This is a genomic window from Croceicoccus sp. BE223 (assembly GCF_031457155.1).
Classification (GTDB): domain Bacteria; phylum Pseudomonadota; class Alphaproteobacteria; order Sphingomonadales; family Sphingomonadaceae; genus Croceicoccus.
Genome location: NZ_JAVDWB010000001.1, coordinates 359,923 through 374,748, shown reverse-complemented (window position 1 = coordinate 374,748; position 14,826 = coordinate 359,923). Strand labels below are relative to the sequence as shown.

Below are 14,826 nucleotides of genomic sequence, written 5' to 3'. Positions count from 1 at the left end.
AATTCTGGTCGCGGGATGATCGCCGCAGTGTTGTTCGGCGGCTCTGCCGCTCTCGTCGCTCCGATGGCGGTCGGCCCCCTGTTCGCGCAGGATGCCGGGCAGGATCCCACCGGTCGCAGCCAGCAGGGCGACGTGTCGGTCACCATCTATAACAACGGGCAGGCGCTGGTGCAGGACGTGCGCCAGATCGCCATCGGCCAAGGGCGCAGCCGGATCGAGTTTCCCGACGTGTCGAGCCAGATCCGGCCCGAGACGCTGAGCTTCGTCGCCGAGGGCACCGGCGTGGTCGAGCAGAACTTCGACTTCGACCTGCTGACGCCGGGCAAGCTGATGGAAAAGGCGGTCGGCGAGACGATAACCCTCATCCGCACCAATCCCGCCACCGGTGCCGAAACGCGCGAGCGGGCCAAGGTGCTGTCCACGGCAGGCGGCGTCGTGGTCCAGATCGGCGAGCGGATCGAGGTGCTGCGCGACGACGGCCTACCGGTGCGTGCCATCTTCGACCGGGTGCCCGAAAACCTCCGGGCCCGCCCGACCCTTTCGGTGACGGTCGATTCCGCGCGGGGCGGAACGCGCCCGGTCTCGCTGCGCTACCTGACCCCCGGCCTCGGCTGGGTGGCCGACTATGTCGCGCTGTACGACGAGGCGAAGGGCACCGTTGACATGCAGGGGTGGGTCACGTTGACCAACAACACCGGCACGACCTTCGACGATGCCAGGACATTGCTGGTGGCGGGCAGCCCGGGCAGCGACCAAGGCAACTCCTATCCCCAGCCCTATCGCGGCTATCGCCCCGCACCGCCGCCTCCGCCGCCTCCCGGTTACGGCGACGTCGCGCAGATCGGCACCGAAAGCGCAAACCGGGACTGGCTGGGCGATTTCTACCTCTATCCTCTTGCCGCGCGCACCACGATCGCCAACGCGCAGACCAAGCAGGTCAGCTTCCTTGACACCGCGGGCGCGGCGGCGCGCAAGGTCTATTCACGCACGCTCGGCTGGCTGCAGAACGACGAGCAGCCGGTGAAGGCGTCGAGCGTCATCGCCTTTTCCTCCTCGCGCGATGGCGGGCTGGGCGATGCGCTTCCGGCAGGCACGGTCCGTTTCTACCAGCGCGACGCGCGCGGCACGCCGCAGTTCATCGGCGAAAACACCATCGGCCACACGCCGATGGGCACCCGCCTGACCCTGCGCACCGGCGACGCCTTCGATGTGGCCATCGAATCGACGCTGGTAAGCCGCGAGAAGATCGATTCGGAGGAATTCGTGCGGTCGGAAAAATACCGGGTCATCCGCGGCGGCCGGGTCGACGAGATCGAGGTGCAGCGCGCGCAGACCTTCTACCGCACCGCCATGCGCTATCGCGTGACCAACGCCCGCCCGGTGCCGGTGGAAGTGGACGTGACGCAGGCCGGGCTGGACCAGGGCCTTGCCACGCGCGATTTCCGCGTCGTTTCCGAAAGCATCAGGGGCGAACAGGACGGGATCGACCGGCGGCGCTGGACGGTGCCGGTGCCGGCGAACGGCACGGTCGACCTCAACGTCACCTACGAAGCGCGCTACTGATCCGGGGCGCATAATGCGGCCTCGCGCATCCCATCTGGCCCTGATCGCGGCCCCGATCGCGGCGCTGTCCGGAACGGCGGCGGCGCGCGACGTCGTGATCGCTTCCGCGCCGGAGACGGTTTCGGTCACCGTCTATCGCGATCCAACTCGCGACGACCGGTCGATGACGCTCGACTGGCTGAACGGCTTTGCACTGGTCTCCGAAACGCGCACCGTCACCCTGCCGCCGGGCGAGAGCACGATCCGCTTCGACAACGTGGCCGAAAGCATGGTCGCGGTCAGTGCCATCGTGACGGGCCTGCCCGGCGGCACGATCGAGAAGAACCGCAACGCCGCGATCCTGTCGCCCGCCGCGCTGGTCGACGGCACGCTGGGCAACCGCGTCACGATCACCCGCACCAGTCCGGCCACCGGCGCGCAGGTGAGCGAGAGCGCGATCGTGCGAACCCGTGCCGACGGCGGCCTCGTGCTGCAGACCGGCGCCGGTTACGAGGCGGTGCGTTGCGCGGGCCTGCCCGAAAGGCTGAGCTTCGACCGGGTGCCCGATGGCCTTTCGCCCAACCCGGTCTATTCGGTCGACAGCGCGAGCGATACGGGCGGCACCTACCGCGTCACCCTCACCTACCTCGCTTCCGGTTTCGACTGGAACGCGCACTATGTCGCGACTTTCGCCAAGGCCGGGCTGGAGCCGAAGCGCAAGCTGGCGCTGGAAGCGTGGCTCACCGTCGCCAATGCCAACGGGCAGAGCTTCGCCGATGCCGAACTGCTCGCCGTCGCGGGCAAGCTGGAGGTCACCAGCGACTATCGCGGCATGGCCGAACCCCCGCGCGGCGAGCCGCTGCGCCTGACCTGCTACCCGCTGGGCAACACCTCGATGGGCAGCGACCCTCGCTTTGGCGCCCCGCCCCCGCCGCCTCCGCCGCCCCCGCTGCCGCAAGCCTCGATGGCCATGGCGGACGAGGCGATCATCGTCACCGGCGCAGCGCGCTCTGCGGTCATGGAAAAGGCGGTCCTGGCGTCGGAGGAAGAGCTGGGCGACCTGAAGCTCTACCGCGTGCCCATGCCGGTCGACGTCGCCGCGAAATCGCAGAAACAAGTAGCTTTTCTCATGCTGGACGACGTGTCCGGTTCGCTGGTCCATATCGCGTCGTGCGGGCCGGGCGAAGTGTCGGAGACGGCGCCGGCCCGCCTGATCCTGCGCACCCGCAACGAGGAGTGGAACGGCCTTGGCCGCGCGCTGCCTGCGGGCGGGGTCACGGTGTTCGAGCCGAGCGCCTACGGCCCGTTGTTGCTGGGCGAGGACCGGATGCGCGACTTCGCGATCGGCGAGGAAGTCGAGATCGCGATGGCCGATACGTCGCAGGTGCTGGCAAGCTGCAAGGTGGACAGGGCGGGCGATGCGCCTTTCGACCTCTACGACCGCAAGCCCCATGCGATGCGCGCAACCTTGACCAACCCCTCGTCGCATGCCGCCGATGTCGAACTGCGCATCGGCACTCCGGCGGAATGGTCGTTCGCAAGGACCGGCAAGACCGCGCTGCAGAACGGCTATCGCGTCATCCGGGTTCGGCTGCCCGCGGGATCGACGAAGACGCTGCGCTGGACCGTCGCCTTCACTGGTTGATCGTTCGACCGGACCGGATCATTCGACCGGGATCGCGGGCGATTTCTTGACGTCGGCCAGCACCACGATCGACTTCACGTCGCGCACGCCGGGAATGCGGACCAGCGTCTTGAGCGTGATCTGCGACAGGTGCTCCATGTCCCGCGCGATGACATGGAGCAGGTAGTCCATCTCGCCTGTCACCGCATGGCAGGCGATGACGTAGGGATTGGTCTTGATCTCCCCCTCGAACCGGTCGATGATCTCGTCGCTGTGCGCCTGCAGGTTGATGGCGATATAGGCGTCGAGCGGCAGGCCCAGCTTCTTCGCATCGAGCCGCGGCGAATAGCCGGTGATGACTCCGTCCTCCTCCAGCTTGCGAAGGCGGCGGCTGACCGGCGTTGCCGATAGCGACACCCGCTCGGCGATCTGCGCTACGGTCATCCGCGCGTCTTCCTGCAAAGCGGCGATGATGCGACGGTCAAAACTGTCCAGCGGCACGAAATCACTCCCCCAGGTCGCATGGTTGGCGGAAACCTGCGCCGAACGCCGAAAACGCGCATGTCTTAGCACGGACATTCGTTCCCGACGATGGTATTGTGCCCGCAAAGACGAAAGGGCGAGATGAAAAAGCCGGGGGCCGCGAACAGCGACAGCGAACTGCGGGGCGATTATTCGCAGGCGGGGCGCGATTTCACCATCGCGCAGGACTGGGACGCCTACACGCCCGAGATGCACGACCGCTGGCGGCGGCTCTACCGGCGGCAGAGCGAACTGGCCGAACGCTACGCCGCGCCGCAGTTCCTCGAAGGGCTGCACCGGCTGGACTGTTCGTATGGCGTCCCGCGCTTCGAATATGCCAACATGGTGCTGGGCCATGCGACCCGCTGGCAACTGGTTGCGGTGCCCGGCTTCATTCCCGACGAGGTGTTCTTCGAGCATCTCGCCAACCGGCGCTTCCCGGTGACCCGCTGGATCCGCGAGGAAAGCGAGCTCGACTATCTGGTCGAACCCGACATTTTCCACGACTTCTTCGGCCACGTGCCGATGCTGCTCGATCCGCACGTCGCCGACTTCCTCGAACTGTATGGGAAGGCGGGGGCGCGGGCAATCGCGATGGACGCGCTGCCGATGCTGGCGCGGATCTACTGGTACACCATCGAATTCGGCCTGATCGCGACGCCAAAAGGGCTGAAGGCGTTCGGCGCGGGCATCGTGTCGAGCGCGGCGGAGACGGTTTTCTCGGTCACCGATCCCGATGTCTTGCGGCTGCGTTTCGAACCGGTGCGGGTGATGAACACCGCCTACCGGATCGACGATTTCCAGCCCAACTACTTCGTGCTCGAGAGCATGGAGCAGCTCATCACCGATCTCGTCGAACTCGATTTCGGACCGATCTACGAAACATGGCGCGACAAGGCGCCGATCGCGCCCGGCACCCTGATGGACGGGGAACGCCCGTGGCGCGGCAAGCTTGCGGAGAAACCCGAATGACCGATCTTTTCGACAACCCCATCGGCCTCGACGGGTTCGAATTCGTGGAATTCTCCGCGCCCGAAAAGGGCGTGCTCGAACCGGTCTTTGCGGCCATGGGCTTCACCCGCGTCGCGCGGCACCGGTCGAAGGACGTGGAGCTGTGGCGGCAGGGCGACATCAACCTCGTCACCAATTTCGAGCCGAAGAGCGCGGCCTGGTACTTCAGCCGCGAACACGGCCCCTCGGCCTGCGGCATGGGGTTCCGGGTGAGGGACGCGCACCACGCCTATGCCGAACTGCTCGCCCGCGGGGCAGAACCGGTGGAGACCCACACCGGCCCGATGGAGCTGCGCATTCCCGCCATCCGCGGCATCGGCAACGCGATCATCTACCTGACCGACCGTTACGACGACGGAAACGGGGGGATGAGCATCTACGACATCGACTTCGAATACCTGCCCGGCGTCGACCGCCGCCCGGTCGGCGCGGGGCTGGCGCGGATCGATCACCTGACCCACAACGTCTATGGCGGGCGGATGGCCTACTGGGCCGACTATTACGAGACGCTCTTCAACTTCCGCGAGATCCGCTATTTCGACATCAAGGGCGAATACACCGGCCTCACCAGCAAGGCGCTGACCGCGCCCGACGGCAAGATCCGCATCCCACTGAACGAAGAGGGAAAATCGGGCGGCGGCCAGATCGACGAGTTCCTGCGCGCCTACAACGGCGAGGGCATCCAGCACATCGCGTTCATCTGCGACGATCTCGTCGCGACGTGGGACCGGCTGAAGGCGGCGGGCGTGCCGTTCATGACCGCCCCGCCCGCGACCTATTACGAGATGCTGGCAGAGCGCCTGCCCGGTCACGGCGAACCGGTCGAGGAACTGCGCAAGCGCGGCATCCTGCTCGACGGAACGACCGCCGAAGTCCCGGAAGGCGGCCAGCCCCGCCTCCTCCTCCAGATCTTTGCCGAGGCGCAAGTGGGACCGGTCTTCTTCGAGTTCATCCAGCGGCGCGGCGACGAAGGTTTCGGCGAAGGCAACTTCAAGGCGCTGTTCGAGAGCATGGAGCGCGACCAGGTGCGCCGCGGCGTGCTGGCGGCCGACCAGCCGGCCTGAACCGCGCGACAGGACAGGGAGGGGCGCCCGGCGCGGTTCGCGACACGATGATACGGGGGTGTCATTTGACGCGGCCGCGCCGGGACGCCTAGAACGCCTCCATCCATCCACTGCCGGAGAAGCCCCATCCTGTCCGTACTCGACGTCGTTTCCATTCTCGAAGAACAGGTCCAGTCGATGGGCACCGGCTTCATCAAGGCCCTGCCCAATTTCGTGATCGCGCTGGTGGTGCTGATCATCACCTGGCTGGTCGCGAAATTCACCACCCGCATCGCCGACATGATCACCGGCCGCACCCGGCTGCGCGTCAGCCTGCAGGCGCTGGTGGAAACGCTGGTGAAGCTGACGATCTGGCTGATCGGCATCATGATCGCGCTGACCATCGTGTTGCCGGGGCTGGAACCGGGCAGCCTGATCGCCGGGCTTGGCGTCGGCACCGTGGCCATCGGCTTCGCGTTCCAGGACATCTTCGAGAATTTCCTGGCCGGCGTGCTGATCATGCTGCGCGACAAGATGGAGATCGGCGACACGATCGAGGTCGAGGGGATCATCGGCAAGGTCGAGCATATCTCCCTGCGCGAAACGCATATTCGCCAGCTGACCGGCGAACTGACCGTCTGCCCCAATTCGATGCTGTTCAAGAATCCGGTCAGGATCATGACCGAACAGCCGATCCGCCGCTGGGAAGTGACCGTGGGCGTCGCTTACGACACCGATCTCGACCACGCGACCGACGTCATGCGCCGGGCCCTGGAAGGGCAGGAGGACCTGCCCGACGATCACCCCGTCGACATCTACGTCAAGGAATTCGGTGCCAGCTCGGTCGATTTCATGGTGCGCTGGTGGTCGGGCAGCACGCCGCGCGACATGTTCGCGGTGCGCGACGACATCCTGCGCCGGATCAAGCGCGCGCTGGACGAGGCGGAGATCGAGATACCCTTCCCCTACGTGACCCACACCTTCAAGGAGCCGGTGCCGATCGCCGCGCGCGGAGAAGCTGACGCCCGAACCTAGGGCGCGATCCACCACCGGAGCACGGCGGCCAGCGCGCCCAGCACCGTTATGCTGAGTGCCCAGATGACCGCCAGCCAGCCCAGCCGCTGCCACAGCGGCCGCGCATCGCCGCGCTCGCCCGGCCGGCGACGCCGATGATCCTCAGTGGTAGCCATGCGCGCCGACCTTGCCGCGAAAGACGTAGTAGGCCCATCCGGTATAGGCGACGATCAGCGGCATCGTCAGGGCAAAGCCGACCAGCATGAACTGCTGGCTGCGTTCGGGGGCGGCGGCATCCCAGATCGTCAGGCTCGGCGGCACGATATCGGGCCACATCGTCAGGCCAAGCCCCGCCATGCCGAGCAGGAACAGCAGCAGGCTGAGCAGGAAGGGCGCGAGCTCGCTGCGCCTGGCAAGGCCGCGCCATAGCAACACCCCGGCCAGCGCGGTCAGCAGCGGGATCGGCCAGGTATAGGCGATTTCCGGCGCGCCCAGCCAGCGGCCCCGGTACTCGGGCCGCAGGAACAGGTTGTAAAGCGAGACCGCGACCATGAGCGCTCCGGTCGCCAGCATGGCGCGGAAGGCCAACTTGTAGGCATGGTCCTGCGCCGGGCCTTCCAGCTTCCAGACCAGCCAGGTCGCGCCCAGCAGCGCATAGCCCGCCGTCGTGCCGATGCCGGTCAGCAACGTGTAGGGCGTCAGCCAGTCGAACCACGAACCGGCATATTCGCGGCCCGACACCTCCACCCCCTGCAGCAGCGCGCCCAGGATCATCCCCTGCGCCATGGCGGCGACCAGCGATCCTCCCGCGAAAGCGAAGTCCCAGAAGGCCCGGTGCGCCGGGTCACGCCAGCGAAACTCGAAGGCGACGCCGCGAAAGACGAGGCCAAGCAGCATCGCGATGACCAGCGGATAAGTTGCGGGCAGCAGCACCGCGTAGGCCAGCGGAAAGGCCGCGAACAACCCGCCGCCGCCCAGCACCAGCCAGGTCTCGTTCCCGTCCCACACCGGGGCGATGGAATTCATCGCCATGTCCCGTTCGGGGCCGACCTTGAACGTCGGGAACAGCACCCCGATGCCGAGGTCGAACCCGTCCATCACCACGTATGCGAAGATGGCGAAGGCGATGATCCCCGCCCAGAGCACGGTCAGGTCCATCAGCGGTCTCCCTTGCCCACGCCGCGCGCCGTCGGCCCGCCATCGGTCGGATCGCTGTCGGGCAGGCGTTCCGCCTGGCCGGGATTCTGCGTCGGCCCGGGCGTGATGCCGGCGGTGCGGATCGGACCGTCCATGTCGTCCTTCACGTCGCCTTCGTGCGGATGCGGCGGCTTGTGCATCAGGTGGAGGATGTACCAGACGCCCATGCCGAACACCGCGAAGTAGATGACGACAAAGGCCAGCAGCGACGCCGCGACCGCCGGGGCATCGAGCGGGCTGGCGCTTTGCGAGGTGCGCAGCAAGCCGTAGATCGTGAACGGCTGGCGGCCCACCTCGGTCGTGATCCACCCGGCGATCACCGCAACGAAGCCGGACGGCCCCATCACGATGGCCGCCCGGTGCAGCAAGGGCCAGTCGTAGAGCCGGCCCCGCCAGCGCGCGAAAAGGCTCCACAGCCCCAGCCCCAGCATCGCGAAACCGATGCCGACCATGACCCGGAACGACCAGAACACGACACCCACCGGCGGCCGGTCCTCTTCCGGAATGGTGTCCAGACCGGCGAGCGGCGCGTCGGGATCGTGCTTGAGGATGAGCGAGGAGAGCTTCGGAATCTGCAGCGCGCACCTGACGCGGCCCTCGGTGCTGTCGGGAATGCCGAACAGGATCAGCGGCGCGCCGTTAGGGTGGCTTTCGTAATGCCCCTCCATCGCCATCACCTTGGCGGGCTGATGCTCCAGCGTGTTGAGGCCGTGCGCGTCGCCGGCGAAGATCTGCACCGGCGCGACCAGCGCGGCCATCCACATCGCCATCGAGAACATCTTGCGCGCGTGCGCATTCGTCCGGTCGCGCAGCAGGTGCCACGCCCCGACACCGCCCACCGCCAGCGCGGTCGTCAGGTAGGCGGCGATGACGGTGTGTGCGAGGCGATAGGGAAAGCTGGGATTGAACACGATCGCCCACCACGACGGGCCGGGCAGAAACTGGCCGTTCTCGCCGATCAGGAAGCCCGTCGGCGTTTGCATCCAGCTATTAACCGAAAGGATCCAGAAGGCCGAGATGAAAGTGCCCAGCGCCACCATGCAGGTCGCGGCGAAGTGAATGCGCCGGCCCACTTTCTCCATGCCGAACAGCATGACGCCGAGGAAACCGGCCTCCAGGAAAAAGGCCGTCAGCACCTCGTAGGCCATCAGCGGCCCGATCACCGGCCCGGCCTTGTCCGAGAACACCGCCCAGTTGGTGCCGAACTGGTAGGACATGACGATGCCCGAAACGACGCCCATCGCAAAGGCGACGGCGAAGATCTTGAGCCAGTAGCGGAACAGGGCGAGGTAGAGCGCCTTACCCGTCTTCAGCCACAACCCTTCGAGCACCATGAGGTAGCTGGCCAACCCGATCGAGAAGGCCGGGAATATGAAGTGGAAGCTGACCGTGAAGGCGAACTGTATGCGGGCCAGCAACAGGGCATCGAGACCGTCGAACATCGTCATCCTCGAATTTTCCGAGGACTAGAGGTTTTGCCGCGCGGGGAAAAGCGCGCATCCCGGTTTCGCGGTTGCACGAAACGCAACCGCCACGCGATCACTCCACAGTGACGGATTTCGCCAAGTTGCGCGGCTGGTCGACGTCGGTGCCTTTGACGCAGGCAACGTGGTAGGCCAGCAGCTGCACCGGAACGGCGTAGACCAGCGGCGCGATCAAAGGATGGACATTCGGCATCTCGATCGTGGCGATGCAGCCCTCGCCCGCTTCGGCGATGCCTTCGGCGTCGCTGATCAGCACGATCTGGCCGCCGCGCGCGCGCACTTCCTGCATGTTCGACACGGTCTTCTCGAACAGCGGGCCCGACGGGGCGAGCACGATCACCGGCACCTTGTCGTCGATCAGCGCGATCGGACCGTGCTTCATCTCGCCGCTGGCATAGCCTTCGGCGTGGATATAGCTGATTTCCTTGAGCTTGAGCGCGCCTTCCAGCGCGAGCGGATAATCCGGCCCGCGGCCGAGGTAGAGCACGTCGCGCGCCGGGGCGATGAGGTGGGCCATGCCCTTGATGTCCTCGTCGTGATCGAGCGCGGCGTTGAGGCAGGCCGGCGCCTCCAGCAGGTGTTCGACCACCGCGCGTTCCTCGGCGGCGTCCATCATCCCCTTCTTCACCGCAAGGTGCGCGGCCAGCGCGGCCAGCACCGCGAGCTGGCAGGTAAAGGCCTTGGTGCTGGCAACGCCGATCTCCGGCCCGGCGTGTGTCGGCAGCAGGAGGTCCGCCTCGCGCGCCATCGAACTGGTCGGCACGTTGACGACGACCGCAATGGTCTGTCCCGCCGCCTTGCAATGGCGCAGCGCGGCCAAGGTATCGGCGGTCTCGCCGCTCTGCGAAATGAACAGGGCAAGGCCGCCCGCGGGCAGCACCGGATCGCGGTAGCGGAACTCGCTCGCCACATCGATGTCGACCGGAACGCGGGCGAACTTCTCGAACCAGTACTTGGCCACCATCCCCGCATAGAAGCTGGTGCCGCAGGCGACGATGGTCACGCGGTCGATGGCGGAAAGGTCGAAATCGATCTGCGGCAGGGCGACGGTGCGCTCCAGCTGCCGGACATAGCTGCGCAGGGTCTGCGCCACCACGGTCGGCTGCTCGAAGATCTCCTTCTGCATGAAGTGGTGATAGTTACCCTTCTCGATCGCGGCGGCGGTCGCGCCCGAATGGACGATCGCGCGGGTGACGGGGGCATTGTCCTTGTCGAAGACCTGCGCGCCGTCACGGGTGATGACGACCCAGTCGCCTTCCTCGAGATAGCTGATCCGCTGCGTCAGCGGCGCCAGCGCCAGCGCGTCGGAGCCGAGGTAGGTCTCGCCCTCGCCGTATCCGACCACCAGCGGCGAGCCGAGCCGCGCGCCGATCAGCATGTCGGGATGCTGGCGAAACGCGACGGCAAGCGCGAAGGCACCGCGCAGGCGCGGCAGCACCTGCTGCATCGCCGCTTCGGGCGAGACGCCCTGTTCGATCAGGGTCGACACGAGATGGACGACGACCTCGGTATCGGTCTCGCTCTCGAACTTGCGGCCCGCCGCGACCAGTTCGTCGCGCAGCGGCTTGAAATTCTCGATGATGCCGTTGTGGACCAGCGCCACCTCTGCCGTGGCATGCGGATGCGCATTCGCCTCGGTCGGCGCGCCGTGCGTCGCCCAGCGGGTATGCGCGATGCCGACCTCGCCCGGCGCGGGATGCGCGGCAAGTTCGGTGACGAGGTTCGCCAGCTTGCCTTCGGCCCGGCGACGGACCAGCAGCCCGCCGTCGATGGTGCAGATGCCCGCGCTGTCATAGCCGCGATATTCCATACGCTTAAGGCCGTCGACCAGCCGCTGCGCCACGGGCTCGTTGCCGACGATGCCGATAATGCCACACATGAAACGGTATTCCCTGCTGCCCGCTCAGTGCGGGAACTTGCTGTCGACGAAGTGCATCGTGAATTCGAGCGGATCGGGTTCGCGCCCGGTGGAGGCGAGGAACCGGATCCGGCCCTTGTCCCAGACCTCGCGCACCGCGCGGGCCATGCCGGGCGGAAACTTCATGCGCTGTTCGACCATCGATCGCCAGTCGCCGTCCAACCCGGTCTGCTTCTGCATGTCGGCTTCCATGAGCGTCAGTTCAAGCTCCGTCGCCGGGTCCATGTGACCGATCGCGTCGATGATGTAGGCATCGACCAGCTTGAGGAACGGCTTGCCTTCGTAACGTCCGCTCATGCCTTGCCCTCTTCGGTTCGGTCACCCTTGGCCGAGGCCTTCGCCGCCTCCTTCTTGCGCTTCATCGCGTCGTGGAAGCGGTCGGCCCAGCCGGGCTTCACCATCTGTTCGGCCCGGACCATGCGCAGTTCGCCATCCGCGACATCGCGGCTGACCGCGCTTCCGGCTGCGACGATGGCATCCGCGCCGATCCGCACCGGGGCGATCAGGGACGAGTTCGAGCCGATGAAGGCGCGCTCGCCGATCTCGGTCCGGTGCTTGAAATAGCCGTCGTAGTTGCAGGTGATCGTGCCCGCACCGATGTTCGCGCCTGCACCGATGCTGGCATCGCCCAGGTAGGTCAGGTGGTTGGCCTTCGCCCCCTCGCCCAGTGCGGCATTCTTCATCTCGACGAAATTGCCGACGCGCGAACCCTTGCCCATGATCGCACCGGGCCGCAGCCGCGCAAAGGGACCGACCTGGCACCCCTCGCCCACCGTTGCGCCCTCCAGGTGGCTGAAGGCGCGGATCGTCGCACCTGTCGCGACCTTCACGCCGGGGCCGAAGACGACGTTCTGTTCGATCGTCACGTCGGGCGCGATTTGGGTGTCCCAGCTGAAGAACACGGTTTCGGGCGCCTTCAGCGTGACGCCGTTCTCCATCGCCTCTTGGCGCTTCAGGTCCTGCCACTGCCGTTCGGCGGCGGCCAGTTCGCTGCGCGAGTTGACGCCGGTGACTTCCTTGGGATCCTCGCACTCCACGACGGCAGACGTGCGCCCGTCCTCGTTGGCGAGGTTGACGATGTCGGTAAGGTAGTATTCGCCCTGCGCGTTGCGGTTGCCGACGCGCGACAGCAACGCGAAGAGCTCGCTTCCCTTCACCGCCATCACGCCCGAATTGCACAGCGTGCAGGCGCGCTCGGCCTCGTTCGCGTCCTTGTGCTCGACCATCTTCTCGATCCGGCCGTGCTTGTCGGCGATGACCCGGCCATAGCGCAGCGCATCGGCCGGGCGGAAGCCGAGCACGACGACGGCGGGCGCATCGTCGGCATGGAGCCTGTCAAGCATCGCGCGCATGGTGTCGGCGCGGACGAAGGGCACGTCGCCGTAGAGGATCAGCACGTCGCCGGCGAAATCCTTCAGCGCGCCCTCGGCCTGCTGCACCGCGTGGCCGGTGCCGAGCTGCGGTTCCTGCACCGCGTATTCGACATCGTTCCCCAGCGCCGCCTGCACCTGGTCGCGGAATTCGCCGACAATCACCACGGTCTTTTCCGGTTGCAGCCTGTTCGCCTGGTCTAGCAGGTGGAGGATCATCGACCGGCCCGCGACCGGGTGCAGCACCTTGTGCAGCCCGCTCTTCAGGCGCGATCCCTTGCCGGCGGCGAGGATGACGGTGGCGACGTTCTTCATGATGCTCCCGCAAGTGACGGTACGAAGGGGCTGGCCCGAAGGCTTGTGTCGGTGCCTTGCCAGCTTTCCGTTGTGCTTTCCAGTTCGCCGGGCCATGGCCCACAACGATATGCAGGACCAGTCCCACAACGTCGCCTCCGCCATTGCCACCCCCGCCGACGGGACCACCGCCGAAGGGGCGGGGTCGATCCGCTTTCGCGCGGTGGGCTTCGATCTCGACGGCACGCTGCTCGAAACCGCGCCCGACATCGCCCGTGCCCTGAACCACGCGCTGGGCGTCGCGGGGCTGCCCGCCCTGCCTTACGAGGACGTGCGCCCGATGATCGGCGGCGGCGCCAAGCGGCTGCTGGCGAGCGCGCTGGCGGGCAAGTTCGGCGGCCGGATGCCCGACGACACGCTGAACCCGCTCTACGATGTGCTGCTCGATCACTACCGCGCCAACATCGCGGTCGAAACAGTGCCCTACCCCGGCCTGCTGCCCGCGCTCGACCGGCTGGCCGAAGCCGGCGTCACGCTGGGCGTCGCGACCAACAAGCTGGAGTCGCTCGCCGTCCACCTGCTCGAAGAAGTGGGCATCGCCGACCGTTTCGCCTGCGTCATCGGCGGCGACACGCTGGGAACCGCCAATGCCAAGCCCCGCCCCGACATGCTTCACGAGCTGGAGCGGCGCTGCGGCGGCGGGCCGACCGCGTTCGTCGGCGATTCGATCTACGACACCGGCGCGGCGCGGGCGGCGGGCCAGCCGAGCGTGGCGGTCAGCTTCGGCTATCGCACGCAGCCGGTGGCGGAGCTTGGCGCAGACGCCGTGATCGATCACTTCGATTCGCTCTGGGACGCGCTCGCGGCCCTGTGAGCCGCTCCGTGACTGCGGCGAATGGCGGAACGGCGGCGACCTGATTGCCGTTGGGGACATGAGGGTTTCGGGGTCGTTGCCACAACGCCCAAGGAGGCCCGAATGCTCACCCGGACGACGTCCGATACTGAAGACCTGCGAAGTCTCATCCGCCAGCTCGAGAACGCGGCTGTCCCGGAATACGACTTTGCCAAAGACATCGCGCTGACGGCAAAGCGCAAGCTGCGCATCGGCGAAACGATCCGCGCGATGCACGCCCGCCGCATGGCGCGCCAGCCGGGCGCCAATCGCCGCAAGCGCGCCGCCCTCGCCATCGCCGCGGCAAACATGGGCTTTGGCACATCGGGCATGGTCCCGCCAACCCCCGTCGCGCAAGCACAACTCGCCGCTTACCAGGCGGGCCGCCCCTCGTTCGAGGACATGACCGGCCGGGTCCCTGCCAGGCAACTGACCGCGAGCGACGAGTTGCGCGAGGCGATGATCGAGGAAGAGGGCGTTCGCACCCGCGTCTATCGCGACATCGCCGGTTATCTCACGGTTGGTATCGGCCACCTCGTCCGCGCGGAAGACCGGCTTTCACTGGGCGATCGCATCTCGCGCGAGCGGATCCTCGACTTCTTCGAGGAGGACGTCGCGCTCGCCGAAGCGGCGGTCCGCAGGCTGGCCGGCGACACGCCGCTCCACCAGCACGAATTCGATGCCCTGGTCGATCTCGTTTACAACGTCGGCGAAGGCAACGTCTCGCTGGATCGCAGCCCTCGGCTCAATGCCGCGCTGGACGAAGCCGACTACGACTCGGTCGCCGAGGAGCTGACCTACACCCACGCCCGCGGACAGACGGCGGAAGGCCTGATCTACCGCTCCCGACGGAGGGCGCAGATCTTCCAGGACGCGGTCTACACCGATCCTCGCAACGCGGCATGAGCCTGCCGG

14 protein-coding genes are annotated in these 14,826 nt (G+C 66.9%); 7 read left to right on the top strand and 7 right to left on the bottom strand.

From position 1 onward, the window contains the following. Positions 1-15 precede the first annotated feature (15 nt). Both J2X37_RS01855 and J2X37_RS01850 read left to right on the top strand, forming a co-directional pair. Entirely contained in the window at positions 16-1,563 is a 1,548-nt protein-coding gene (locus J2X37_RS01855; RefSeq protein ID WP_404979590.1) for a DUF4139 domain-containing protein, read from the top strand. Positions 1,564-1,576: 13 nt separating this feature from the next. Further along, positions 1,577-3,187 carry a hypothetical protein gene (locus J2X37_RS01850; RefSeq protein WP_310017108.1) on the top strand — a complete coding sequence of 537 codons (1,611 nt, stop codon included), beginning with the start codon at positions 1,577-1,579 and terminating at the stop codon, positions 3,185-3,187. 18 nt (positions 3,188-3,205) lie between these two features. Here the strand turns inward: J2X37_RS01850 and J2X37_RS01845 are convergent, their stop codons facing one another. Continuing rightward, on the bottom strand, positions 3,206-3,667 hold the full coding sequence (locus J2X37_RS01845; RefSeq protein ID WP_310017106.1) for an Lrp/AsnC family transcriptional regulator: 462 nt from the start codon (positions 3,665-3,667) through the stop codon (positions 3,206-3,208). Between the two features lie 123 nt (positions 3,668-3,790). On the opposite strand from J2X37_RS01845, the gene phhA reads away from it, so the two are divergent. The 3 genes from phhA to J2X37_RS01830 all read left to right on the top strand — a co-directional run bounded on the left by phhA (position 3,791) and on the right by J2X37_RS01830 (position 6,777). Continuing rightward, on the top strand, positions 3,791-4,660 hold the full coding sequence (gene phhA, locus J2X37_RS01840) for a phenylalanine 4-monooxygenase (RefSeq protein WP_310017104.1): 870 nt from the start codon (positions 3,791-3,793) through the stop codon (positions 4,658-4,660). After that, the gene (gene hppD / locus J2X37_RS01835) at positions 4,657-5,763 is read left to right on the top strand and encodes a 4-hydroxyphenylpyruvate dioxygenase (RefSeq protein ID WP_310017102.1); all 1,107 of its coding nucleotides are present in this window, start codon (positions 4,657-4,659) and stop codon (positions 5,761-5,763) included. The genes phhA and hppD overlap by 4 nt, the downstream gene beginning before the upstream one ends. A gap of 177 nt (positions 5,764-5,940) precedes the next feature. Beyond that, positions 5,941-6,777: a mechanosensitive ion channel gene (locus J2X37_RS01830; RefSeq protein WP_310017101.1), complete on the top strand. Its 837-nt coding sequence runs from the start codon at positions 5,941-5,943 to the stop codon at positions 6,775-6,777. On the opposite strand, the gene J2X37_RS01825 is transcribed toward J2X37_RS01830, so the two are convergent. From J2X37_RS01825 to glmU, 6 genes are all read right to left on the bottom strand, one after another. Further along, positions 6,774-6,932 (bottom strand): DUF2474 domain-containing protein, encoded by a 159-nt coding sequence (locus J2X37_RS01825; protein WP_310017099.1) that lies wholly within the window; start codon positions 6,930-6,932, stop codon positions 6,774-6,776. The genes J2X37_RS01830 and J2X37_RS01825 overlap by 4 nt on opposite strands. Further along, a complete protein-coding gene (gene cydB / locus J2X37_RS01820) occupies positions 6,919-7,914 on the bottom strand; it encodes a cytochrome d ubiquinol oxidase subunit II (protein WP_310017097.1) in 996 nt (331 codons plus the stop codon). Before cydB ends, J2X37_RS01825 begins: the two co-directional genes overlap by 14 nt. Next, positions 7,914-9,395 (bottom strand): cytochrome ubiquinol oxidase subunit I, encoded by a 1,482-nt coding sequence (locus J2X37_RS01815; RefSeq protein WP_310018036.1) that lies wholly within the window; start codon positions 9,393-9,395, stop codon positions 7,914-7,916. Before J2X37_RS01815 ends, cydB begins: the two co-directional genes overlap by 1 nt. Positions 9,396-9,492: 97 nt before the next feature. Then, on the bottom strand, positions 9,493-11,316 hold the full coding sequence (gene glmS / locus J2X37_RS01810) for a glutamine--fructose-6-phosphate transaminase (isomerizing) (protein ID WP_310017095.1): 1,824 nt from the start codon (positions 11,314-11,316) through the stop codon (positions 9,493-9,495). 24 nt (positions 11,317-11,340) lie between these two features. Next, entirely contained in the window at positions 11,341-11,652 is a 312-nt protein-coding gene (locus tag J2X37_RS01805; protein WP_310017093.1) for a hypothetical protein, read from the bottom strand. Further along, positions 11,649-13,040: a bifunctional UDP-N-acetylglucosamine diphosphorylase/glucosamine-1-phosphate N-acetyltransferase GlmU gene (gene glmU / locus J2X37_RS01800; protein ID WP_310017091.1), complete on the bottom strand. Its 1,392-nt coding sequence runs from the start codon at positions 13,038-13,040 to the stop codon at positions 11,649-11,651. The genes J2X37_RS01805 and glmU overlap by 4 nt, the downstream gene beginning before the upstream one ends. A gap of 94 nt (positions 13,041-13,134) precedes the next feature. On the opposite strand from glmU, the gene J2X37_RS01795 reads away from it, so the two are divergent. Together J2X37_RS01795 and J2X37_RS01790 are read left to right on the top strand one after the other, a co-directional pair. After that, positions 13,135-13,893 carry an HAD-IA family hydrolase gene (locus J2X37_RS01795; RefSeq protein WP_310017089.1) on the top strand — a complete coding sequence of 253 codons (759 nt, stop codon included), beginning with the start codon at positions 13,135-13,137 and terminating at the stop codon, positions 13,891-13,893. 102 nt (positions 13,894-13,995) lie between these two features. After that, complete coding sequence (locus J2X37_RS01790; RefSeq protein ID WP_310017088.1) at positions 13,996-14,817, top strand: lysozyme; 822 nt, start codon at positions 13,996-13,998, stop codon at positions 14,815-14,817. Positions 14,818-14,826 lie beyond the last annotated feature (9 nt).

What these genes read in the sequence shown, in the direction of transcription:
- cydB (WP_310017097.1), bottom strand. Translation starts at nt 7,914, where the DNA reads ATGGACCTGACCGTGCTCTGGGCGGGGATCATCGCCTTCGCCATCTTC.
- J2X37_RS01790 (WP_310017088.1), top strand. Translation starts at nt 13,996, where the DNA reads ATGCTCACCCGGACGACGTCCGATACTGAAGACCTGCGAAGTCTCATC.
- hppD (WP_310017102.1), top strand. Translation starts at nt 4,657, where the DNA reads ATGACCGATCTTTTCGACAACCCCATCGGCCTCGACGGGTTCGAATTC.
- J2X37_RS01805 (WP_310017093.1), bottom strand. Translation starts at nt 11,652, where the DNA reads ATGAGCGGACGTTACGAAGGCAAGCCGTTCCTCAAGCTGGTCGATGCC.
- phhA (WP_310017104.1), top strand. Translation starts at nt 3,791, where the DNA reads ATGAAAAAGCCGGGGGCCGCGAACAGCGACAGCGAACTGCGGGGCGAT.
- glmU (WP_310017091.1), bottom strand. Translation starts at nt 13,040, where the DNA reads ATGAAGAACGTCGCCACCGTCATCCTCGCCGCCGGCAAGGGATCGCGC.
- J2X37_RS01850 (WP_310017108.1), top strand. Translation starts at nt 1,577, where the DNA reads ATGCGGCCTCGCGCATCCCATCTGGCCCTGATCGCGGCCCCGATCGCG.
- J2X37_RS01795 (WP_310017089.1), top strand. Translation starts at nt 13,135, where the DNA reads ATGGCCCACAACGATATGCAGGACCAGTCCCACAACGTCGCCTCCGCC.
- J2X37_RS01855 (WP_404979590.1), top strand. Translation starts at nt 16, where the DNA reads ATGATCGCCGCAGTGTTGTTCGGCGGCTCTGCCGCTCTCGTCGCTCCG.
- J2X37_RS01825 (WP_310017099.1), bottom strand. Translation starts at nt 6,932, where the DNA reads ATGGCTACCACTGAGGATCATCGGCGTCGCCGGCCGGGCGAGCGCGGC.
- glmS (WP_310017095.1), bottom strand. Translation starts at nt 11,316, where the DNA reads ATGTGTGGCATTATCGGCATCGTCGGCAACGAGCCCGTGGCGCAGCGG.
- J2X37_RS01830 (WP_310017101.1), top strand. Translation starts at nt 5,941, where the DNA reads ATGGGCACCGGCTTCATCAAGGCCCTGCCCAATTTCGTGATCGCGCTG.
- J2X37_RS01815 (WP_310018036.1), bottom strand. Translation starts at nt 9,395, where the DNA reads ATGTTCGACGGTCTCGATGCCCTGTTGCTGGCCCGCATACAGTTCGCC.